We start from the raw sequence: 23,257 nt of genomic DNA, 5'->3' as shown, positions 1-23,257 counted from the left end.
GATGAACGAAGCCCAAACCCGATGCGCACCAGCAAAACAACGAGGGCGGCGCCGGTGCCGCCGTGACGCAAACGGATCGTGCCCGTGCACTCGGCAGGCTATTCATTAGCCACCGCTGGTGCGCGAAGGAAAGGGTGCCAAGGACAGGGTGACCATGCTACCCGCATCGGTTCGCGAGCCGCTTCTAGTCCAGCTTGATGTCGCGCGCGCCATTCACAGGCGGGATTTGGGCGAAGGATTCGGTGAGGTGTATCTACCCTTTGCTCTTGAACGCAAGTACCCGAACGCGGCCCGGGAATGGGCTTGGCAGTATGTGTTTCCTTCCGAACGGTTATCCAAGGACCCGCGCTCGGGAAAGACGCGCCGCCACCATATCGATGAGCAGAACGTCCAGCGAGCGATGAGACAGGCGGTTAGGGAGGCCGGCGTCCACAAGCCGGCTACGCCGCATTCGCTTCGCCACTCGTTCGCAACTCATCTACTTCAATCCGGCTACGACATCAGGACTGTCCAAGAACTTCTGGGCCACAAGGACGTGAGCACAACGATGATCTACACCCACGTGCTCAATCGTGGGGGTAAGGGAGTACTCAGCCCGCTGGATAGGCTATAAGGGGGCCGGTTCGCCTTCGGCCGCCAGTGAGGCCACGGGGTGAATGGGCTTCGACTCGCTCAGCCCGAACGGCTAATCGAATGGGTTTCGGCGTGCTCCGCACCAGCGGCTAACCAAATGGGCATTGGACCGCTGACCCCAACTGGCTGGCCGTAGAACGGCGCAATAAGTTCGCCCTTCTATTGCACCACCACCCGGGTTCCCGCCCGCCCCGCAAGGGCCTCGGTCAGATGCGGCGGATCGGTGATGATGCCTTCGCCCGCGCCGCTTTCAACGAACTCGATCATGGCTTCCACCTTGGGGCCCATGCTGCCGCGGTCGAATTGGCCGTCGGCTAAGTATTGCTTGGCTTGTGCGAGCGTCATGCGATCCACCCAGCGTTGGGTGGGTTTGCCGAAATCCAATGCAACTTTTTCGATGCCGGTGGCGATGACCAGGCTATTCGAGTGCAAGTCGCGGGCTAGCAGGCTGGAGGAAAGATCCTTGTCTATGACTGCCTCCACACCTTTGGTTTCTCCCTGCTCGTCTTGAATCACGGGGATTCCGCCGCCCCCGCAAGCGATGACGACATAACCGGAATCCACGAGATGGGCGATGACTTTCAGATCGAGGATGGCTTTTGGAATAGGCGAGGGGACCACGCGCCGCCAGCCTCTCCCTGGATCGGGGCGCACCTGCCAGCCAAGAGTTCGCATGCGCTCGCGTGCGGTCGCTTCGTCCATGGGCGAGCCGATAGGTTTTGTGGGGTCGCGGAAGGCGGGGTCGTCGCGGTCCACGAGAACCTGCGTCACTACCGCGACGGCTTCGCGCGCAAGTCCGCGCCGCCGAAATTCGTTGCGGAATGCTTTGACGAACATGTAGCCGATAGCGCCTTGCAGATCCGCGCCGGCGTAGTCCATGGGAATTGGGCTCACTTCGCTCAGAGCCAATTCCGAGCGGCGCAGAATGAAGCCCATCTGCGGGCCGCTGCCATGGGTGAGAACCACGCGCGAACCGGCCTCGACCATGTCCACGATGTAGCCCACGGTGGCGCGCGCGGTTTCGTATTGGTCGGGAATGCTTCGGTGCTGTTCGTCACGGATTAGCGCATTACCTCCGACGGCGACGACGGCGAGTTTGGCGTGAGTGCTCATGGCGATAGCTCCTTGTCCAGCGCGGTGACGGCTTGCACGAAGCAGGCGAGCGGTGCGCGCGTCAAGCCGGCTCCAATCTGCCCCACACCGGCTTCTCGGTGGGCGATGCCGGTGTTGATAACGGGTTCAATGCCGGTATCCACCACCGCTCGCACGTCGATTCCAGAGGGCGCGCCCTGAAAATCCAGCGCGGGTAATTGGAAGATGTTGGATTCGCCTAACGTGATGGCCCGCATGATGCGGCTATTGGTCGTGGCGTCGCGCGCCGATCCGCCGACGAACTTGACGATGGCCGGCGCCGCGGCCATGGAGAATCCGCCCAGGCCTGCTGTCTCGGTGATGGCGCTATCGCCCAAGTCGCGCGCGGCATCCGCCTCGGAATAGCCGGCGAAATAGAGGCCGTTGACCGCGCCCGCGTTGGCGGTGAACCAGCGCTCCCCCAAGCCGCTCACGCGGATACCGAATTCCACGCCGTTGCGCGCCATGGCGGTGACCATGCTGGAACCGGCCACGCCGTGCGCCGCATCCAGCATGAGTTTGCAGGCGGCCATGGAAATGTTGAGAAAGAAGTGCTCGTTGCCCGCGATGAAATCGAGCACTTCGGAGATTTTGTCCGAGGGTTCTTGCGAACGCACCAGTGCGCTTGCCAAGCGCCGCAGCAGCAAACCACTGGCGGCGGCGTTGCGGTTGTGGACTTCATCTCCCATGAGAAGTGCCTGCGCCATGAGCGGTTTCAATTCCACGCCGCCCACCAGCGAGAGTGCCGATTCCAGCGCGGGAGCGAGCTTGGTTTCGAGCCACCGCAAGCGCGAGAGCACGGGCGTGCCGTAGGCTCCAAAACGAAGCGCCTTGCCCAGCCCTTCGTTGAAGTTGCTGTAGGCGCGGCGGCCCGCGTCGTCCCCCACGATCCACAATGGCATCGAGGGGCTGATGATGCCGGCCATCGGCCCCACGCAGTCATGATGATGGCAGGGCTCGAACTTGATCTGGCCACTGGCGGCTTGCGCGCGTGCCGATTCGGCATCCGAAGCCCAACCTTCGTAGAGGATGGCGCCGGTGATGGCGCCTTGCATGGGACCGCACATCCGCGCCCATTCGATCGGCGGGCCCGCGTGCAGAAGTGTGCGGTCCGTCATTTTTGGAAGGAGTGTTCGCGCGCGTCCCACTCCGCGCAGCACCGGAGAAACCGCGAGAAAGGCATCGAAGGCGCGCTGGTTCGCCTTTTCGATGACGGGATGATTGACCAAACGCGCGAGCGCCATCCCCGCGCCGGCATCACCGTGCGCGGGGGGCGTCCATGCAAGATGCGTCACCACGCCGCCCGCCGCGGAGATGGCTTCGGCGAATCGCCCCAAGCCCACATTCAGCACGGCCAATTTACCTTGCAACAAACTAGGCATCGATGATCCTCTTCACCATGCGCACCGCCTGGGCGTTACTGCTTGCGAGAATCACGCCGGCATTTTTCAGCGCTGTTTCCTGCCGCGATAACCCTTGGGGATCTTGCTCCGTTCCGCATACGAATCCCACTAACGCGACGGTTCGCCCAGCGCGTTGCGCAATGCGCTTCACCTCCTCTAACGCCGGCAGCATCTCCGCCGAAGGATCGGCGTGCGAGCCATAACCGAGCACCACGTCGAACAAGATGGCACGAACTTCTGGATCAGCCGCCTCGCGTAACAGGCGTTCATTGCGCAACCGGTGATCGATCATGGGATGGGGACGCCCGCGCGTGAACTCGTCGCCGCCCAAGTCCACGAGCGCATGGGCCTGGCCGCGCCAGACGTCCGCGAGTTCATGGGCCAAACCCGCCGGGGTGTTGGAGTACACGTACGGCACAACACTCGACAAGAGAAGCGTGGCCTCATAGCAGAAGGTTCCGCCGCTATAGAGCGCACGCAGATACTTCTGCCCTGGCTTGATTGAGGGCATGCCGAATTCCGGCGATTCCGGCATGGCGTGGCTCGGGGGCAGGCCTTGCGCCAATGCGGCCGCCATGCTCGCGGCCTCTTCGAGAGTGCGCGCGGAAGTAACGTTCGCTCTTTGCGTGGAATCCGCTTCCGCGCCAAGAAAACAAGCAACCACCGGCTTGCCCGTGGCCTGCGCATGATCGAGCACTTTCGCGGCCACTTCGCGAGCCGGGGGTTTGGATATCAGCACGATGACGCGCGTTTCGGAATCCGCCGCCAGTTCATCGATGGCCTGCAACATGGTGGCGCCTCCGATCTCGGCCCGCAGGTCGCGCCCTCCGGTGCCCAGCGCGTGAGATACACCGATGCCTGCGCGGCCCAAGAGCGTGGTGACTTGTTGCATGCCGGTGCCCGATGCGCCCGCGACTCCCACTGGCCCGCGTGGCACGACGTTGGCGAAGCCAAGGGGGATGCCGCTGACGATCGCCGTGCCGCAGTCCGGCCCCATCACCAGCAGCCCGCGATGAGCTGCCTCGCGCTTGAGCATGATTTCATCCGCGATGCTCACGTTATCGCTGAAGAGCATGACGTGCAGGCCGAGCCGTAAGGCCTTCAGGGCCTCGGCGGCGGCGTATTCGCCCGGCGTGGATATGAGTGCCAAATTACCTTCGGAAAAATTCTTGAGCGCCATTTGGATGCTGCGCGGCGATATCTCGCTTGGCGGTCCTCTGCTTGTAGATGCCGCTTCGCCGGTTAGCGCCTCATCCGCTTGTGCGAATGCTCGCTCGATGGCCTCATCGGTTTCACCCTCCAGCACCATGAGCAAGTCGCTGGAGGCGGCCTGAACCGTATCCTCGATGAGCTTCGCTTCGCGAAGGAGCGCCAAATTACCCTCGGTGGCCATGACCAGGGAGGCCTTGCGGATGCCCGCAAGGGCACCGATGCGCGCCGAAATCTGCATCAGCGACACGGAGTCCCGGTAGGTGTTACGGATGACGCGCTGTCCCGTGGGCATGGGGTCAGGAACTGGCCGTTGCTTGAAAACACATTATCGTTCAAACTCCAGGGGCCACTTGGGGAGCTTTATACCAACAATGCCCGTACCTGACACAAGTCTCGATCTGACGTGCCTGCGCGAAGCTTACCTGTCGGGGAAGCTGCGGCCGGGCGCGGTCGTGGATACGGTGCATGAGCGTGTGAATCAGCGGGGCGGCGACAAAGTCTGGATTGACTTGGTGCCGCGCCAGCAACTCGATGCGCGGGCCGCGGAACTGGAGGGCCGCGATCCCGCCACTCTCACGCTCTATGGCGTGCCTTTCGCCATCAAGGACAACATCGATCTCGCTGGGCGTCCCACCACCGCGGCTTGCCCGGATTACGCCTATACGCCCGCCACCAGCGCGGCAGTGGTGCAACGGCTGTTGGATGCGGGTGCCATCGCCATCGGCAAGACCAATCTCGATCAATTCGCCACCGGGCTCGTGGGCACCCGTTCGCCGTACGGCGCGCCGGGCAACGTGTTCGATCCGCGTTATATCTCGGGCGGTTCCAGCTCGGGATCCGCCGTTGCCGTGGCGGCGGGCTTGGTGTCCTTTGCATTGGGTACCGATACGGCCGGATCGGGCCGGGTGCCCGCGGCCTTTAATAACTTGGTTGGGGTGAAGCCGACGTGCGGTTTGTTGTCCGCGCGGGGAGTGGTACCCGCCTGCCGTTCCCTCGACTGCGTGTCCCTATTCGCCCTCAATGTTTTCGATGCGTGCAGCGTGCTGGCTGTGGCGCAAGGCTTCGACCGTGAGGACCCATTCTCGCGCCATGATCCTGGGGTGCCACGCCCAATTGGCCAACGCTTTGGCGTGCCGCGCGCCGCGGAATTGGAATTTTTTGGGGATGGCGAGGCAAGGGAATTATTCGAGCGAGCCATCGCGCGGCTGGAAGCTCTGGGCGGCACGCGCGTGGAAATCGATTTTCGGCCGTTCATTGAAACGGCGCGCCTGCTCTACGAGGGGCCATGGGTGGCCGAGCGCTGGTTAGTGGCGCGCGAACTGATGGAGCGTAAACCAGAAGCCTTGTTGCCGGTCACTCGTAAGATCATCGAGAAAGGCGCCACCAAGTCCGCCGCGGACGCTTTCGCGGCCGATTACCGCTTGCGCGAACTCAAGCGAGCGACCGAACCGGTGTGGGAACAGGTGGATTTGCTGGTAACACCCACCGCCGGGACGATCTATACGCAAGAAGCGGTGAACGCCGATCCCATCGAACTCAATAGCCGGCTGGGGTACTACACCAATTTCGTGAACCTGCTGGATTTGTGCGCGCTCGCCGTGCCTGCCGGATTCCGCACGGACGGGCTGCCCTTCGGCATCACGCTGGTGGCGCCCGCATTTCAAGACCATGCCCTGTGCGAGCTGGGCGCGCGCGTGCAACGCGATTTCGCATTGCCCATGGGCGCGACGGGATTCATTCTTCCCAATGTTGAGTTCCAGCGCCAACCCGCGAACGCGAATGTCCGCGTTGCGGTGTGCGGCGCCCATATGTCCGGTTTGCCCTTGAACCGCGAACTCACCGAACGCGGCGGGCGCTTGGTGCGCGCCACACGCAGCGCCCCGTGTTACCGCTTGTTCGCCCTGGAGGCTTTCTCCCCGCCGCGGCCGGGAATGCTGCGCACGCAAGGTGGCGGCGCCATGGAACTCGAAGTTTGGGAATTGCCCGCGAGCGCCTTCGGAGGTTTCGTGGACAGCATCCCCAGCCCGCTTGGTATTGGCACGGTGGAATTGGAAGACGGAGAAAAGGTGCGCGGTTTTCTGTGCGAGCATTACGCCACGCATGGAGCGCGGGAGATTACGCAGTTGGGCGGGTGGAGGGCGTACTTGAAGACGAGGGGCTAGAATTCAGGGGTCAGGATTCAGTGAAAACCCATCCCCTGACCTCTGAACCCTGACACCTAGCCCCACGACAAACGGGAGACAGCCATGACAGTAGTACAAGCAGAACCCTATGAGTTCGATTTCGATACGGCCACTTGTGCACTGCTGGTCATCGACATGCAGCGCGACTTCGTCGATCCGGGCGGTTTTGGCGAGGCCTTGGGTAACGATGTATCATTGCTGAGGAAGACCATTGGTCCTATCAAGCGAGTATTGGATGCGTCACGCAAAAAGGGAATGCTGGTGATCCATACGCGCGAAGGGCACCGCGCCGATCTCTCCGATTTGCCCCTCAACAAAAAGCTACGCGGGCGGCTTAAAAACGGCATCGGCGATCCCGGGCCCATGGGACGCATACTTGTAAGGGGCGAGTACGGGCATGACATAGTGGACGAGTTAAAACCGGTTCTGGGCGAGCCGGTGGTGGATAAACCCGGCAAGGGTGCTTTTTACGCCACCGATCTCGATTCGATCTTGCACCATCGCGGCATCAAGCAGTTGGTCGTGTGCGGAGTGACCACCGAGGTATGCGTCAACACCAGCGTGCGCGAAGCCAACGACCGCGGTTACGATTGCCTGGTGCTGGAGGATTGCGTGGGATCGTATTTTCCGGAGTTTCAGGTGGCGGCACTCAACATGATCAAGGCGCAAGGCGGTATTTTCGGTTGGGTGAGCGGCTCGCGGCAATTTCTCGAAGCGCTGGGTTGATTACTTGAATTTTCACCACAGAGGCACAGAGACACAGAGATTTGATATCTGACTCCATCGGAACTGTGGGTGCGCCCCTCGCTTCATACACGGCTCATTGCCCACAGAAGCCCTTCTTGCTTTTCTCTGTGTCTCTGTACCTCCGTGGTGAAATGCCTTTAAGTTTTTGAGCAAAGCGCCCATCCCGGGCGCTATGACAACAGGGGAGAACCATGGCAACAAACACAATGCAGGCGAAGTGGTGGGTGCCCGGCGATTGGAACGGCTTCTTCGGGCTTTTTACGAACGTGCTTCTCAATGTAATCGTCCTGACCACGTTGTGTCTTTACGTAGTGCAACTCCCGGCTGACACAGTGTTCGGCCGCGTGCTACCAGCGCTGGGCATCGCGCTTCCCCTGGGCAATCTCTTCTACGCTTATCTCGCCTGGGAACTCGCCAGGAAGGAGGGGAGAGGCGACGTAACGGCCATGCCTTACGGGCCCAGCGTGCCGCACATGTTCATCGTGGTGTTCGTGGTGATGCTGCCCACGTACCTCACCACCAAGGACGCGATGCTCGCCTGGCGCGCGGGGCTTGCCTGGTGCTTCATCATCGGAGTGATCGTGTTGATCGGTGCCTTCGTCGGCCCTTGGATTCGGGCCCACACACCGCGTGCGGCGATGCTGGGCACTCTGGCTGGAATCTCCATCGCCTTCATCTCCATGCGGCCGGCTTTCCAGATGTGGGAAGTGCCGTGGATTGCCTTTGTGTGTTTTGCCATTGTGTTGATCGCCTGGACCGCCAACATACGCTTGCCCGGAGGGATTCCGGGGGGCCTAGCCGCCGTCATCATCGGTGCCCTCATCGGCTGGCTCGCAACTTTCATGGGTTGGAGCGACCTCATGAGAGCAGACGAAGTGGCGAAATCCCTGGAGCAGTTCGGGTTGCATCTACCCATTCCATCCATGGATGTGTTCACGGGATTGGGTGACGTCGCGCCATTGCTCGCCACCGCGATTCCGCTGGGGATCTACAACTTCACCGAGGCCATGAACAATGTGGAAAGCGCATCGGCCGCGGGGGATAACTACAACCTTCGCAAGATTCTTTTGGCCGATGGATTGGGTGCCGTGGTGGGTTCGTTGCTCGGTAGTCCATTCCCGCCGGCGGTATACATCGGCCATCCTGGTTGGAAGTCCGTGGGCGGGCGCATCGGCTATTCGCTCGCGACCGGTATCGTTATCGCGTTGGTGTGCTTCCTGGGGTTGACTGCGCTATTGCTCAAGGTCATTCCGTTGGTGGCTATCCTCCCGATTCTGCTTTACATCGGGTTGGTGATCGGCGCACAGGCTTTCCAAGCTTCTCCCGCCAAGCATGCACCAGCGGTGGTGCTGGCGATCATTCCCAACATCGCGGAGTGGGCCAAGATCAACATCGACGGATCTCTCACGGCCGCGGGCACTTCGGCCGCCACTCTGGGCGCCGAGAAACTCGCCGGCACAGGCGTGATCTACAACGGCATCGCCTTGCTGGGGAGTGGCTCGGTGTTGGCCGGGATGGTGCTCGGCGCCATGGCGGTCTTCATCATCGACCGGAAATTGACCCACGCCGCCGTCGCCGCATTCGTCGGCGCGGTGTTTTCCTACGTCGGACTCATCCACGGCGCGCAACTGGGTTGGGGTGCCTCACCCTCGGTGGCCTTGGGTTACGCGCTCTTTGGCGGGGTATGCTTGCTCGCGGGAATGCAGCAGCGCGAGCAGGCTGCTTAAAGCCTGGGAAAACACTGATTAAGCCAGTTCGCTCCGAGCCTGTCGAGTGATGGAAGGACGATCCTGGCAATGCGTTGATGTGACGAGGTCTTCCGTTCATGGTTCGACAAGCTCACCACGAACGGAAGACTTGACCGGCGATTCCTAGGAATGCAGGTGCAGGTCCACGCCGCGCGAATAGTGTCCTGCGGCCAAGTGGCCTGCGTGGCTCTCAAGGAGAGCGGGGGCGTCGCCATGCCGGTTGCCGGATTTGAAGACGCCCCCTATGCGCAAGCTAACGGGGAAATCCTGTGGGTGGGTGCCCATCTTCCCGCCATGCATCCGCGCGCGGTGGTCACATCACTGGCGGTGCCGAGCGGGATGAAGTTAAGTTTCGAGGCCGTTCCTGCGCATGGCTGGTTGGGGCACACACCGCGTTTCGATGAAGCGGCGGTTCCCTGCATAAGCGCTGAGGTGGAACGGCTTCGCGGGGCGATACTCGATGATCCACCCAAGGGATTTGGCGCCTGGCTGGCGGGACGCCCGCTTCCATTTCCACTTCATCTCGCGGCTTCTCGCCTGAGTTCGCTCGCGCAAGCCCATGGGGAGGATGACCCGGATGCGGTGTTCGATGCCGCGGCGGGATTGCTAGGCTTCGGCACTGGCCTCACTCCCTCGGGCGACGATCTTGTGGGCGCCTCGTTATTTGCGCGCCGGCTGATGCGGCCATGGGATGATCGTTGGGAAGCGGCGGCGCAAAAACTCGCACTGCTCGTTGGCCGCCGAAGCCACCGCTTGAGCGCCGCGATGTTTCGCGATCTGGTTCGCGGGCAGAGCTTCGCGCCTTTGCACGAGCTTGCGCAAGCCCTCGTGGCAGGCGGGCATGACCAAGCATTGCAAGCGGCACAAAGACTCGTGCGCATCGGCCACTCCTCCGGTTGGGACATGTTCACGGGGTTCATTCTCGGTGCGACGGGGGAGCACGCGGGACTGCCGGCAAACTAAGGCGTTACCATAGGGGCCGTGGCGAGACACCGCCAGTGAGTATTTATCCAGAACACGCAAAAGGACATCATGGCCAAATTCAAGGCCTTCAGAATTTTCAACGAGGAAGGAAAAGTTCAGTCGCGCATAGTGGAGATGGGCTTGGAGGAACTCGATCCAGGCGAAGTGGTGATAAAGACCGCTTTCTCCAGCATTAACTTCAAGGACGCCCTGGCCGCGACGGGGGCGGGCAAGATCATCCGGCGCTTTCCCTGCGTGGGCGGAATCGATTGCTCCGGCGTGGTGAGTTCTTCCACCGACGAGCGCTTCAAGGTGGGTGACCAGGTGTTGTGCACGAGTTACGATCTGGGCGTGGCGCACGATGGCGGCTATGCCGAATACACGCGCGTGCCGGCGGATTGGGTGGTCCCGTTGCCCAAGGGGATGACGCAGCAAGAGGCCATGGCCTTGGGCACGGCTGGATTCACGGCGGGGCTCGCGGTGGAGCGCATGGAGCAGGTGGGATTGAAACCCGCGAACGGGCCGGTGATCGTGACGGGGGCCACCGGTGGCGTGGGCAGCATCGCCGTCGATATTTTGGCGGGCGCGGGCTATCACGTGGTGGCGCTGACGGGGAAAGAGGCGCAGAGCGAGTACCTGAGGAAACTCGGCGCCAAGGAGGTCATGCTGCGCTCCGCTCTGGATCTCGCGAAAATCAAACCGCTGGACAAAGCCACGTGGGCGGGCGCGGTGGATAACCTCGGCGGCGATGTGCTGTCGTGGCTCGCCAGCACCATGCAAATTGGCGGGGCGCTCGCGGCCATCGGTTTGGCTGCCAGTCACACCTTTAACACGACCGTCATGCCCTTCATCCTGCGTGGCGTAAGTTTGGTGGGCGTGGATTCGGTGAACGCCGCCATGCCGGTGCGCCGGCGCGTGTGGGAGCGGTTGGGGAGCGATTTGAAACCCCGGCATTTGCAGGACATGGTGACGACGGTTCCCTTGGACGGCATGGGGCCGGTGTTCGAGAAATTGTTGAAGTCGCAATTCAAAGGCAGGGCGGTGGTGCGGTTGTGAAGATCAACGGGATTGCGCACGTCGCGCTCAGCGTGATGCGCATGGAGATCTCGGTGCCGTTCTACGAGAGTTTCTTGACCTTTCTCGAGTTCAGATGCGTGCACCGGTCACCTCGCATGACTTATTTCATCGGAGGCCGTAGCGCGATCGCGCTGCAACCCGCCGGGAAGCACCCTGGCCACGAACGCTTCGTGCAAACGCGGGTGGGTCTGCATCACCTATGTTTTCGCGCCTATGCGCGCCCGGATGTGGATCGCTTCTACCAGCACCTAGTGAGCATGGAGGCGAAAATCGTCCATCCACCGGAGGAGGGTGCCTGGGCACCGGGGTACTACTCCGTTTTGTTCGAGGACCCTGACGGTATCCGATTGGAGATGAATTTCGTTCCCGGTACGGGGTTGTTAGCCGAAGGAGTGCGGATCGACCCTCTCGGATACGAGTAGTGCCGGCGGGCGAGGAGGATATTGTCATGGGCGAAATCTACAAAGCATTTCACCGCCGGTCCATCGAGGATCGCGATGGATTCTGGTCTGAGCAAGCGCGCGCCATTCATTGGGAGAAGCCGTTTGCGCGAGTGCTGGATTACTCGCGCCCGCCCTTCACGAAATGGTTCGTGGGCGGTGAAACCAATCTTTGCCACAACGCGCTGGACCGCCACTTGGCATCGCGCGGTGACCAGAAGGCACTGGTTTTCATCTCCACGGAGACCAATGAAGAGAAGACCTACACCTATCGCGAATTGCAGGCGGAAGTGAGCCGTTTTGCCGCCATCATGCAAAGTCTGGGCGTTGCCAAGGGAGACCGCGTCCTGGTCTACATGCCCATGATTGCCCAAGCCTGCTTCGCGATTCTTGCTTGCGCGCGCATTGGGGCTGTTCACTCGGTGGTGTTCGGGGGCTTTGCCTCGGCAAGTCTTGCCACGCGAATCGACGATGCAAAACCGAAGCTCATCGTTTCATCGGACGCCGGCATGCGGGCGGGCAAGGTCGTGCCCTACAAGAATCTGCTCGACGAAGCCATGCGCCTGTCGAAGTATCCGCCGCAAAAAGTCTTGATGGTGAATCGCGCGCTGGATAAGGAGATGTCCGTCGTCGCGGGACGAGATCTAGATTACGCGCGGTTACGCGCGCAACACATGGATGCCAAGGTGCCGGTCACCTGGCTGGAATCCAACGAGACCTCCTACATCCTCTACACCTCGGGAACCACTGGTAAGCCGAAGGGCGTGCAGCGCGACGTGGGCGGTTACGCCGTGGCCTTGGCGGCCTCCATGAAACACATTTTCTGCGGCGAGGCAGGAGAGACTATGTTCACCACTTCCGACATCGGTTGGGTAGTGGGGCACTCCTACATCATCTATGCACCCTTGATCGCCGGCATGACCACTATCTTCTACGAAGGTGTGCCCATCCGGCCCGATCCTGGCGTGTGGTGGAAAATCGTGCAGGACCACAAGGTGAACGTGATGTTCTCCGCGCCCACGGCCATACGGGTTCTGAAAAAACAGGACCTGAGTTACATCCAGAAATACGATCTGTCGTCTCTCAAACATTTGTTCCTGGCCGGCGAACCTCTGGATGAGCCCACGCACCGCTGGATTTCCGGTGCGCTCAACAAGCCGGTGATCGATCATTACTGGCAAACGGAAACGGGTTGGCCATTGCTGACGGCGATGCCCGGCGTGGAGAATACGCCGCTTAAATTCGGCAGCCCTTCCTTTCCCGCCTACGGCTACGACCTTCAGTTATTGCGCGAGACGGATGCTTCGCCAGCGAGCGATAACGAAAAAGCCGTGGTCACCATCGTCCCGCCTTTGCCACCCGGTTGCATGACGACGGTGTGGGGCGATGATGAGCGTTTCGTCAACACCTACTTCACCACCTTCAAAACCAAGCAGGTCTACTCCACATTCGACTGGGGCATTCGCGACCAAGACGGTTACTACTTCATCCTCGGGCGCACCGACGATGTGATCAACGTCGCGGGCCACCGCTTGGGCACGCGGGAGATCGAGGAGGCCATCCAATCGCACGCCAATGTCGCCGAAGTTGCGGTAGTGGGCGTAGCGGACCAGTTGAAGGGACAGATGCCGCTGGCTTTCGCCGTCCTGAAGGATGTATCCAAAGCGCAAACACCCGAAGGACGGGCGCAACAAGAAAAGGAGGTGATGGCCATGGTGGACAAGCAACTCGGCGCCATTGGACGGCCCTCGCGGGTGCATTTCGTGACGCTCTTACCCAAGACTCGCTCCGGGAAGTTGCTGCGAAGAAGTATTCAGGCCCTGGCCGAAGGGCGCGATCCGGGGGATCTCACGACACTGGAGGATCCTGGCGCGCTGGAGCAGATTCGCACGGCGGTGGGGGCATCTCGGTCACCGCCGAAAGATAGCGGCTAAGGATCTCCTGCTCGGTGCGAGTACGCCGGCCCGAGGGACACGGATAGCGAAGGGTGAGAGAGACTTTGCCTGCTTCGGCCATGCGGATGATGACACGCGGTTCAGCCGATGGCATGAGCACGAATTGTTCGCCTTCCAATTCTCGCAATGCCGCTTGGGTGGGCGCGACATATTCGGTGCAAACGCTGTTCGCGACTTCTTCCAGCGTGGATTTCGCCTCTTGGATATTGGCGTTCGGGGCCAGCGAGACGGTGAGCAGTCCTAATTGGTAGTCGCCCAGGCGGGAATGATTCTTCAGCGGGTGGCTCACATAAAAACTATTAGGGAATTGCGCTACTCTCCCGGTGAATTGGTGCTCTTCGCTCATCTCCAGAACCGTGGTGGACAACAGGGTCTGATCGATCACCTCTCCTTTTATTCCGTTGATTTCGATGACATCGCCGAAGCGGAAGCTGCCGGACGTGGTGCGATGGATATAGCCCAGCACTGAGGTAAGCAGTTCTTTTCCCGCGATCACCAAGGCCACGCTCAAGGCCGCCAAGGAAAGAGCCGCGGCCTGGAGTTCGCCCCGCCACACATAGAGAAACACCAAGGTCGTGATGAGGAGCAATGTATTGCGCCATAGAATGGAGGCGCGCAACTTGGTTTCGCGAGTGAGTCCGAGCTTGCCGCGCAAGACCGCCGAAATCGCGAAATTCACACCCGCCGCCAGCACGATGAGGATGATCGTTGCGACGATCTCCGGAGCGATGGCGGACATCGATAATAGTTCTGTCACGCTGGTTCCCGCAACCGCCTACTTAGCGCTGGCCGGCTTGAATTTGTACACCGCGCGCTCGGTCTTGTCCTCGTAAAGTGGCATCATTCGCGGGGCCAGTTGCGACAGCGCTTCGATACGCTTCTCGCCCGCCGGGTGCGTGCTCAAGAAATCCGTCTTGCTTTTTCCGCCGGTCGCTTCGACCATTTTCTTCCACAGCGTGACCGCGGCTTCGGGGTGGTAGCCCCCGCGCGCGGCGAGCTCGATGCCGATGCGGTCGGCCTCGGATTCTTGCGTGCGGATGTTGGGTAGTTGCACGCCCACGGTGGTGGCCACGGCGGCAGCCTGCAACGAGAGTTGCCAGCCCGTGCCTTTACCGCCTAGCAATACGGAGCCAATTTGTAGCAGTGCCTGGGAACCCACTGCAACCGACATGCGCTCGGCCGTGTGCTTGGCCAAGGCATGTGCGATCTCGTGGCCCATGATCTGGGCGATCTCGTCATCCGTGAGTTTCAGTTGCTGGATGATGCCGGTGTAGATGGCCATGCGCCCGCCCGCCATGCACCAGGCGTTGAGCGTTTTCGGATCGTCGATGACGTTCACCTGCCATTCCCAGGCTTGCGTTTCGGGGCGGTATTGGATGGCCGGCGGGATGAGGCGCCCGGTGATGCGGTCCACGCGCGCCTTCAGGGCGGGATCGGTGTTGAGTTGCCCTTTTTTCTGGATGGGGGTGAGGGTTTCTGTATAAGCTTGCTTGGATGCGTCGATGGCCTGGGATTCGGGCACGATGAGAAGTTGCTGCCGCCCGGTAACGGGAGTGCTTTGACAGGCTGCGAGCAAGGCGGAGGAAAGTAGCAGGACGGCGAGACGTGCGAAATTCATGGATATGGCGAGGGAGGGAAGGGGTGGGATTATAGACAACGCGCCTTACCGGCGTTACGCCGGCTCGCGCTTCGCGGGGGTATCTGTTCAGCGTTTGCGTTTCTTGGCGCGCGGGGGTTCAGGCGCGGGTGAAAGCGGCGTCAAGCTTTGCTTCAGGCAGCGCAGCACGAAACTCGATTTGGAGTGACGTATGCCGGGAATGCGATAGAGCCGCTCGCGCAGCAAGCGCTCATAATCGCGGGTGTCGCGCACGGCGATGCGGATGTGATAGTCGTAATCGCCGGAAATCAAGTAAGCCTCCAGCACCTCGGGAATATCCTCCAAGGCCTTGCCAAATGCCTGCAAGGTTTCGTCGTTGTGGCTTTCCAGCGTGACGTGAACGATGACGGTTTCGGTGAATCCTATGGCGGCCGGATCGATGCGCACGGTATACCCGAGAATCACGCCTTCGCTCTCCATTTTCTTGATACGGGCCCAACAAGGGGTGGTGGAAAGCCCCACGCTGCCGCTGATGTCTTGCAAGCTGGCGCGGGCGTCTTCTTGCAGCACGCTCAAAATGGCGAAGTCGTATTTGTCGAGATTCATTCTTGGAAAAGACCATAAATAGAACGGGCATTCTATTACGAGTGGTTGAAAGTAGAAAATTCAGAAGCCTTTTTTGCGAACGAACGAGTACGATTCTGTAATGGACGACGGCGTTTATCCCTCCCCCGCATGGCCTCAACCAGAGGCGGGTACCTCTTTACCCAAAACCGGCGCGGCGGTTTTGCTCGAAGCGCTGCTCGCGGCAGGTGCCGATACGATCTTCGGTTATCCAGGCGGAGCGGTGCTGCCCGTCTACGACGCTTTGTACGCCGAGCCGCGTTTGCGCCATGTTCTCGTGCGCCACGAACAGGCCGCCGTGCACGCCGCCGAAGGCTACGCCCGCGCCACGGGCAAGCCGGGTGTGGTGCTGGTGACATCCGGCCCGGGCGTGAGCAACACGATCACGGGGTTGCTCGATGCCTTCTGCGATTCCATTCCGGTGGTGTGCATCAGCGGCCAGGTACCCTCGAAACTCATCGGCAGCGATGCCTTTCAAGAATGCGACGCGCTGGGAATCTCGCGGCCGGTGACGAAATGGAACACACAAATCGCCAGCCCGGCGCACATTCGGCCCGCGGTGCAGCGCGCCTTCGAGGTGGCCATGCATGGCCGCCCTGGTCCCGTGCTGATCGATTTCCCGAAGGATATTCAGTTGGCGGCGGTGCCGGAGGGAGCCCGCTTGCCGGTGAAAGAATCACGGCGCTCCGTACGCACCAAGGAGTTGCCGCGCGGGAACTTGCGCCGGGCCGCGGATTTGATCCGCGGGGCCAAGCGCCCCATCTTCTATGGCGGCGGAGGATTGATCAATTCCGGCCTTGCGGCATGCAAGGCGTTTTCGCGTGTGGTGCGCGCAAGTGGCGCGCCGTGTACCTTGACCTTGATGGGCCTGGGGGCCTTTCCCGCCTCCGATCCTCGGTTCATCGGGATGCTGGGCATGCACGGCACGCTGGAAGCGAATCTGGCCATGCACCATGCCGATCTGGTGATCTGCGTGGGAGCCCGCTTCGACGACCGGGTGACCGCGCGCCTGTCCGATTTTTGCCCCAACGCCAAGAAGATTCACATCGATGCGGACCCCACTTCAATCAACAAGATCGTGAAGGTGGATGTGCCCCTGGTGGGCGATTGCGGGGAAGTGCTCATGGGTTTGGAGGCGGCGCTTGCCGCTTGCGCGAAGCCAGCCGAAGCGTTGGGCGAATGGTGGAAGACCATCGCCACTTGGCAAGCGCGGGATTGCCTGCGTTTCGAGGCGCGCGAGGATTGCATATTGCCGCAGCACCTCATGACTTCCTTGCGCGAGCAACTGGCGAAGCGCGATGCCATAGTGAGTACCGATGTGGGCCAGCACCAGATGTGGGCCGCGCAGTACCTGAAATTCGAGCACCCCCGGCGCTGGCTGACCTCCGGCGGGGCCGGCACCATGGGTTACGGATTGCCCGCGGCCATCGGCGCGCAGATCGCACACCCGGACAAGCTGGTGGTATGCGTGAGCGGGGATGCCTCGGTGCTCATGAACATTCAAGAGCTTTCCACGGCCGTGCAACATCGCGCTCCGGTCAAGGTGATTCTCTGCAATAACGGCTACATGGGCATGGTGCGGCAGTGGCAGGAGTTGATCCACGGCGGGCGTTATAGCCATAGCTATACGGAGGCCTTGCCGGATTTCGCCGCCGTTGCCAAGGGATTTGGTTGGGGCTCGAGCCGCGTGTCCCATCCAGGGCAACTCGAAAACGAACTACGCCAATGCTTGGCGGCGCCCGGACCTTACTTTCTGGACGTGTCCGTGCAGGCGCAAGAAAATTGTTTTCCCATGATCCCCGCCGGTTGCGGGCACAACCAGATCATGCTTTCCGCGAACAATTTCTATCGTTCGAGCCAAGAGGCTTGAGCAGCCCGCACGCGGGAACCGAGCACGAGGAATACATAATGCAAGCAGTGCCCCTGGAAGATAAATACACCGGCCAGAGCGGCCGCATCTATTTGAGCGGCGTGCAAGCGCTGGTGCGATTGCCCCTCATCCAACGATTGCGCGACGTGGCGGCCGGTCTTAACACCGGCGGCTTTATCTCGGGCTATCGCGGCTCGCCTCTGGGCGGATTGGACGAAGCCCTGTGGAAGGCCGCCAAGCACCTCAAGGCCAACCATATCCAGTTCGTGCCGGGGGTGAACGAGGAACTGGCCGCCACGGCGGTGTGGGGTTCGCAGCAAGTGCACCTGATAGGAGAATCCGCCTACGATGGTGTGTTCGCCCTGTGGTACGGCAAGGGCCCGGGTGTGGACCGTTGTGGCGACGTGTTCAAGCACATGAACTTTTCGGGTACGTCCCGCCATGGCGGCGTGCTGCTCATCGCGGGGGATGATCACGGCGCTTATTCGTCCACCTTACCGCATCAAAGCGATCATTTGTTCGCCGCCTCCATGATCCCCGTGCTGTATCCGTGCAACGTGCGGGATTACATCGATTTGGGCCTGCACGGGTGGGCCATGTCGCGCTTCTCTGGTTGCGCGGTGGGGTTCAAGGCGCTGGCCGATACGGTGGAATCCTCGGCCTCCATCGATGCCGATCCTTTCGCCGTCAAGATCCAGATGCCGGAAGATTTCCGCATGCCCGCGGGCGGCCTGAATTGCCGTCCCTCGACGGACCCCCTGGGCGAACATGCGCGCAAGCAAGAAGCGCTGATGCAGGATTACAAAATCTACGCAGCGATTGCCTATGCGCGGGCGAACCATCTCAACCGCATCACCCTCGATTCGCCACGAGCAAGGCTGGGCATCATCGCCTCGGGCAAGTCCTACATGGATGTGCTCGAAGCTCTGGAGGAGTTGGGAATTGCCGAGCAGCGAGCGGGCGAGATCGGCATTCGCCTTTTCAAGGTGTCCATGCCTTGGCCGCTGGAACCCGAGGGCGTGCGCGAGTTCGCGCGCGGACTGGAAGAGATTCTGGTCGTGGAAGAAAAGCGCCAGGTGGTGGAGTATCAACTCAAGGAGCATCTGTACAACTGGCAGCCGGACGTGCGCCCGCGCGTAATCGGGAAGTTTGACGAGAACGGCGAATGGGCGGGGGCGCGCGGCCAATGGCTGCTGCCGGCGAAGGGGGATTTCTCCATCGCCCAGATCGCCCGTGTCATCGCGGGGCGCATCGCGCGCTTTCACACTAGCGATCTCATCAAGGCCAAACTCGCTTTTCTCGATGCCAAGGAGGCGGTCTTGAAGAAGGCGGTGAACACGCCGCCGCGTCCGGCCTATTACTGCTCGGGTTGCCCGCACAACCGCTCCACCAAGGTGCCCGAGGGAAGTCTCGCGCTGGCGGGCATCGGTTGCCATGTGATGGCCACCGCCATCTATCCCGAACAGAACAAGACCACCACCCACATGGGCGGGGAGGGCGCCACCTGGATCGGCCAGGCGGCGTTTTCCAAGCGTTCGCACGTGTTCGCAAACTTGGGGGATGGTACCTACTTTCACTCCGGCTACTTGGCGATTCGCGCCGCGCTGGCCGCCAACGTCAATATCACCTACAAAATTCTCTACAACGATGCGGTCGCCATGACGGGCGGCCAACCGGTGGACGGCACGGTGTCGGTTCCCATGATCGCCCAGCAAATGGCGGCCGAAGGCGTCAAGCGCATCGCGATCGTCACGGAGGATTTGCAGCGCTATACCGACCGCACGCAACTGCCGGCGTTGGTGACGCTGCACGACCGCAAGGATCTGGAAGCCGTTCAACGCGAAATGCGCGAAGTGAAAGGCGTGTCCGTACTGATCTACGATCAAACCTGCGCGGCGGAAAAGCGGCGCCGGCGCAAGAAGGGCGAATATCCGCTGGCGCCGGCCATGGTATTCATCAATGAGGCCGTGTGCGAGGGCTGTGGCGATTGCGGGGTGCAATCCAATTGCACGTCCATTCTTCCGCTGGAGACACCCTTCGGCCGCAAACGCATGATCGATCAATCCTCGTGCAACCAGGACATGAGTTGCGTGGAGGGCTTTTGTCCGAGCTTCGTGACGGTGGAAGGTGGCAAGCTCAACAAATCGCGTGCGAGAAGCGGGTGCATGGACTTGGGCCCCTTGCCGGAACCGCCGTCTGCCTCGCTGGAAACGTCTTACAACATCCTCATAACAGGTATCGGCGGCACGGGAGTGATCACCATCGGCGCGTTGCTGGGCATGGCCGCGCACCTGGAAGCCAAGGGTGTTTCGGTGCTGGACATGACAGGTATGTCGCAGAAGAACGGTGCGGTGACCTCGCACGTGCGCATCGCCGCCCAGCCCGGTGATATACGCGCGCAACGCATCGCTACCGGCGAAGCGGATCTCATTCTAGGGTGCGACATGCTCACCTCCGGCGCCGCGGATGCCATCGCGAAAACCCGCCCAGGGCGTACCGTGGCGGTGATCAACACCCATGAACAACCGCCGGGGCCCTTCACGAAGAATCCAGACTGGCATTTTCCCGCTGAGCAAATTCGCACCTTGATCGATGAAGCAGTGGAAGGCCGCTCGCACTTCGTGGACTCGACACAGCTTGCCACCGCGTTGCTCGGCGATTCCATCGCCTCCAATTTGTTCATTCTGGGCTATGCCTTTCAGAAGGGGCTTATTCCGCTGAGCGCCGAGGCCTTGCATCGCGCCATCGAGCTCAATGGGGTGGCGGTGGAAATGAACAAGCAGGCGTTTCTTTGGGGCCGTCACGCCGCCAACGACATCGCCGCGGTGGAGCGCGTTGCCGCGCCACCCGTGGTGGTGCAAATGCCCGAAGGCCTGGATGCCATCGTGCGCCGGCGCACCGCCTTGTTGGGGCAATATCAAAACGCGCAATACGGGCAGCGCTACGAATCTTTTGTCGAGAAAGTGAGGCGGGCGGAGGCCGAGGCCGGCGGGCGTGATGCAATGGCAAAGACCGTGGCCAAGTACCTATTCAAGCTCATGGCCTACAAGGATGAGTACGAAGTAGCCCGGCTCTACACCGATGGGCAGTTCGAGCAAAAACTCAAGGACACGTTTGAAGGTGACTATGCCTTGAAATACAACTTGGCGCCGCCTTTGTTCGCCAAGCGCGATGCTCAAGGTCACCTCACCAAATCTCAGTATGGCCAGTGGATGAAGGGAGCCTTCAAGCTCCTCGCCAAATTGAAGTTCTTGCGGGGCACACCTCTGGACCTCTTTGGCAGGACGGAGGAACGGCGCATGGAGCGAGATCTCATCGAGCAGTACGTCACCACCATTGGCGCGCTACTGCCCAACCTCACCCACGAAAACTTGCCACGCGCCATCGAACTCGCGAGCTTGCCGGAGCAGATTCGAGGTTTCGGCCATGTGAAGCAAGCCAGCGTTGACAAGGTGCGTGCGCGGTGGCGGGAGTTGGAGTCGCAATTGATGGGCGGAATGTGAGCGGAGAGCAAAAAGGCGGCGTGAGGCGGCTATACTCATGTCCCATGAGTATCAAAGCTAAAGCCTATATCGCCGGGGTCTACGAGCACCCCACCCGCAAAGCGCCGGATAAGTCGGTAGCGCAATTGCATGCCGAATCCGCCCGCGGCGCATTGTTGGATGCCGGGCTTACGAAGGACGATATCGACGGTTATTTTTGCGCCGGTGATGCGCCCGGCCTCGGGCCGATGTCCATGGTGGATTATCTGGGCCTCAAGGTGCGGCACATGGATTCCACCGATACCGGAGGCTCCTCCTACCTGGTGCATGTGGCCCACGCCGCGCAAGCCATCGCGCTGGGCAAGTGCAACGTGGCCTTGGTGACGCTGGCCGGCAGGCCACGCTCGGAAGGATCTTCCGGTACGCAGCCGCGCAATTACGGCGCCTCCACGCCCGAAGCAGGTTTCGAATTTCCCTACGGCATGGCCACGGCCAACGGTTACGGCATGGTGGCCATGCGGCACATGCACGAGTTCGGGACCACCGGCGAACAACTGGCGTGGATCAAGGTGGCGGCCTCTCATCATGCCCAACACAATCCCCAGGCCATGTTGCGCGAGGTGGTCACGGTGCAGGAAGTGCTGGCGTCTCCGCTCATCACCGATCCCTTGCACCGCCTGGATTGTTGTGTGGTGAGCGATGGCGGAGGTGCTGTCATCGTGACGCGCCCCGAGATCGCGAGAAGTCTGAAGCGGCCATTGGTGAGAATCCTCGGCGCGGGCGAATCCCCCAAAGGCCAGCAAGGCGGCAAGATTGACCTCACCACCTCGGGCGCGGCATGGTCGGGGCCGGCGGCTTTCACCGAGGCTGGCGTAAAGCCAGCGGACATCCAATACGCATCCATCTACGACAGCTTCACCATTACCGTGCTGATGCAATTGGAAGATCTGGGCTTCTGCAAGAAAGGGGAAGGCGGGCGCTTCGTGTCCGATGGAAATCTCATTTCTGGAACGGGAAAATTACCTTTCAACACCGACGGCGGCGGCCTGTGCAACAACCATCCCGCGAACCGTGGTGGCATGACCAAGGTGATAGAAGCCGTGCGGCAATTGCGCGGCGAAGCGCATCCCAAGGTACAGGTTCGCGATTGCCGTCTGGCATTGGCGCAAGGCACGGGCGGGCAACTGGGCTCCCGCCACGGCAGCGCCACCTTGATCATGGAGCGAGACTCATGAGCGCACGCAACATTCCGGCGCCCCCCATCAATCCCGAGAACAAGCGTTACTTCGATGCCGCGGCCCAAGGCACGCTACTCGTGGGCAAGTGCAACGACTGTGGCGAGGCGCACTTCTATCCGCGCGTGCTATGCCCTCATTGCTTTTCCGATAAAACCGAATGGGTGGCGGCCAAGGGTACTGGAGTAATTTATTCCTACAGCACACTTCATCGCGGCGTGCCCGTGCCCTATACACTGGCCTATGTGACCCTGGAGGAAGGCGTGACCATGATGACTAACTTGGTGGACTGCGATCCCTCCAGCTTGGCCATCGGGCAGCGCGTGAAGGTGGTGTTCAAGGAGGCTGACGAGGGCGCCAAGGTTCCGATGTTCACGCCGGTGTGACGATATCCTAAGCCGAAATAGCCGGAACCAAAACGCATGCACTCGCTTCGGCAACAATCATGTTACGAACAAGGGGAAAACCCCTTGTTTATCCCCCCAGAGGGAACAAGGGGCGATCCCATTGTTGATCCCCCAAAACCAAACCACCGTTCCGCAATTTCTTCTCCAATTCTGTCAACAGTGAATCCGTAAAATACTAAGCCGCGCTGAACGCAATGAAGCCCGACACCCGCGACCTGATAATTCTTCATGCCTGGAATGCATGACCACTCAAAAAGATCTCTTCGGGCAAGACGTTGAAGTAGCTATCGTGCCGGGACCCCTGGTGCGCGGAGCGCAGCTCACACCGCGGCAACAGACATTTAACAGGCTCATAGCAAAGATCGAAAAGACGACTCGGACTTTGGCCGAGCACCAGCAGGTAGAGAGGGCTTCGGATTTTCGGACACGCGGATAATTGATAGCCTTGCTTCCAACCAAGAGGAGCAAGACCATGAGCAAGAGAAGGCCACGACGGAAATTGACCGCGAAGTTCAAGGCGCAAGTCGCGCTGGCGGCGATGAAGGGAGAC

18 protein-coding genes are annotated in these 23,257 nt (G+C 60.9%); 12 read left to right on the top strand and 6 right to left on the bottom strand.

Features of this window, described 5'->3' with window-relative positions; translation table 11 throughout:
- Nucleotides 1–115 precede the first annotated feature (115 nt).
- Nucleotides 116–613 (top strand): integron integrase, encoded by a 498-nt coding sequence (locus EXR36_09650; GenBank protein ID MSQ59882.1) that lies wholly within the window; start codon nt 116–118, stop codon nt 611–613.
- A gap of 179 nt (nt 614–792) precedes the next feature.
- Here EXR36_09650 and EXR36_09645 read toward each other — a convergent pair whose 3' ends face one another.
- The 3 genes from EXR36_09645 to fdrA are packed head-to-tail and all read right to left on the bottom strand — an operon-like array spanning nt 793 to nt 4,671.
- Entirely contained in the window at nt 793–1,746 is a 954-nt protein-coding gene (locus tag EXR36_09645) for a carbamate kinase (GenBank protein MSQ59881.1), read from the bottom strand.
- Nucleotides 1,743–3,146, bottom strand: a complete 1,404-nt coding sequence (locus EXR36_09640; protein ID MSQ59880.1) for a DUF1116 domain-containing protein — start codon at nt 3,144–3,146, stop codon at nt 1,743–1,745. The genes EXR36_09645 and EXR36_09640 overlap by 4 nt, the downstream gene beginning before the upstream one ends.
- On the bottom strand, nt 3,139–4,671 hold the full coding sequence (fdrA, locus tag EXR36_09635; protein ID MSQ59879.1) for an acyl-CoA synthetase FdrA: 1,533 nt from the start codon (nt 4,669–4,671) through the stop codon (nt 3,139–3,141). The genes EXR36_09640 and fdrA overlap by 8 nt, the downstream gene beginning before the upstream one ends.
- A 79-nt stretch (nt 4,672–4,750) precedes the next feature.
- On the opposite strand from fdrA, the gene atzF reads away from it, so the two are divergent.
- From atzF to EXR36_09600, 7 genes are all read left to right on the top strand, one after another.
- Entirely contained in the window at nt 4,751–6,541 is a 1,791-nt protein-coding gene (atzF, locus tag EXR36_09630; protein ID MSQ59878.1) for an allophanate hydrolase, read from the top strand.
- An 84-nt stretch (nt 6,542–6,625) separates the two neighbouring features.
- Nucleotides 6,626–7,288 carry a cysteine hydrolase gene (locus tag EXR36_09625; protein MSQ59877.1) on the top strand — a complete coding sequence of 221 codons (663 nt, stop codon included), beginning with the start codon at nt 6,626–6,628 and terminating at the stop codon, nt 7,286–7,288.
- Between the two features lie 227 nt (nt 7,289–7,515).
- Entirely contained in the window at nt 7,516–9,036 is a 1,521-nt protein-coding gene (locus tag EXR36_09620) for a regulator (protein ID MSQ59876.1), read from the top strand.
- Nucleotides 9,037–9,186: 150 nt separating this feature from the next.
- Nucleotides 9,187–10,020 carry a DUF2877 domain-containing protein gene (locus tag EXR36_09615; protein MSQ59875.1) on the top strand — a complete coding sequence of 278 codons (834 nt, stop codon included), beginning with the start codon at nt 9,187–9,189 and terminating at the stop codon, nt 10,018–10,020.
- Between the two features lie 69 nt (nt 10,021–10,089).
- On the top strand, nt 10,090–11,076 hold the full coding sequence (locus tag EXR36_09610) for an oxidoreductase (GenBank protein ID MSQ59874.1): 987 nt from the start codon (nt 10,090–10,092) through the stop codon (nt 11,074–11,076).
- Nucleotides 11,073–11,519: a VOC family protein gene (locus EXR36_09605; protein ID MSQ59873.1), complete on the top strand. Its 447-nt coding sequence runs from the start codon at nt 11,073–11,075 to the stop codon at nt 11,517–11,519. The genes EXR36_09610 and EXR36_09605 overlap by 4 nt, the downstream gene beginning before the upstream one ends.
- Before the next feature lie 26 nt (nt 11,520–11,545).
- Nucleotides 11,546–13,471: a propionate--CoA ligase gene (locus EXR36_09600; GenBank protein MSQ59872.1), complete on the top strand. Its 1,926-nt coding sequence runs from the start codon at nt 11,546–11,548 to the stop codon at nt 13,469–13,471.
- Here the strand turns inward: EXR36_09600 and EXR36_09595 are convergent.
- From EXR36_09595 to EXR36_09585, 3 genes are all read right to left on the bottom strand, one after another.
- Nucleotides 13,386–14,249: a mechanosensitive ion channel family protein gene (locus EXR36_09595; GenBank protein MSQ59871.1), complete on the bottom strand. Its 864-nt coding sequence runs from the start codon at nt 14,247–14,249 to the stop codon at nt 13,386–13,388. The genes EXR36_09600 and EXR36_09595 overlap by 86 nt on opposite strands.
- An 18-nt stretch (nt 14,250–14,267) precedes the next feature.
- Nucleotides 14,268–15,110, bottom strand: a complete 843-nt coding sequence (locus tag EXR36_09590) for a M48 family peptidase (GenBank protein MSQ59870.1) — start codon at nt 15,108–15,110, stop codon at nt 14,268–14,270.
- A gap of 87 nt (nt 15,111–15,197) precedes the next feature.
- Nucleotides 15,198–15,695 (bottom strand): Lrp/AsnC family transcriptional regulator, encoded by a 498-nt coding sequence (locus EXR36_09585; protein MSQ59869.1) that lies wholly within the window; start codon nt 15,693–15,695, stop codon nt 15,198–15,200.
- Between the two features lie 100 nt (nt 15,696–15,795).
- On the opposite strand from EXR36_09585, the gene ilvB reads away from it, so the two are divergent.
- From ilvB to EXR36_09565, 4 genes are read left to right on the top strand one after another with little or no spacing between them, the layout of a single operon-like run.
- Complete coding sequence (gene ilvB / locus EXR36_09580) at nt 15,796–17,583, top strand: biosynthetic-type acetolactate synthase large subunit (protein MSQ59868.1); 1,788 nt, start codon at nt 15,796–15,798, stop codon at nt 17,581–17,583.
- Nucleotides 17,584–17,621: 38 nt separating this feature from the next.
- Nucleotides 17,622–21,086, top strand: coding sequence for an indolepyruvate ferredoxin oxidoreductase family protein (locus EXR36_09575; GenBank protein ID MSQ59867.1), 3,465 nt, complete (start codon nt 17,622–17,624; stop codon nt 21,084–21,086).
- A gap of 44 nt (nt 21,087–21,130) precedes the next feature.
- Complete coding sequence (locus EXR36_09570) at nt 21,131–22,300, top strand: thiolase domain-containing protein (GenBank protein ID MSQ59866.1); 1,170 nt, start codon at nt 21,131–21,133, stop codon at nt 22,298–22,300.
- A complete protein-coding gene (locus EXR36_09565) occupies nt 22,297–22,686 on the top strand; it encodes a Zn-ribbon domain-containing OB-fold protein (GenBank protein MSQ59865.1) in 390 nt (129 codons plus the stop codon). The genes EXR36_09570 and EXR36_09565 overlap by 4 nt, the downstream gene beginning before the upstream one ends.
- The last annotated feature ends 571 nt before the right edge of the window (nt 22,687–23,257 follow it).

The sequence above is a fragment of the Betaproteobacteria bacterium genome (assembly GCA_009693245.1).
Taxonomy (GTDB): Bacteria; Pseudomonadota; Gammaproteobacteria; order Burkholderiales; family SHXO01; genus SHXO01.
Note: the sequence above shows the minus strand (reverse complement) of the source record. Positions and strands in the feature narration are given on the sequence as shown.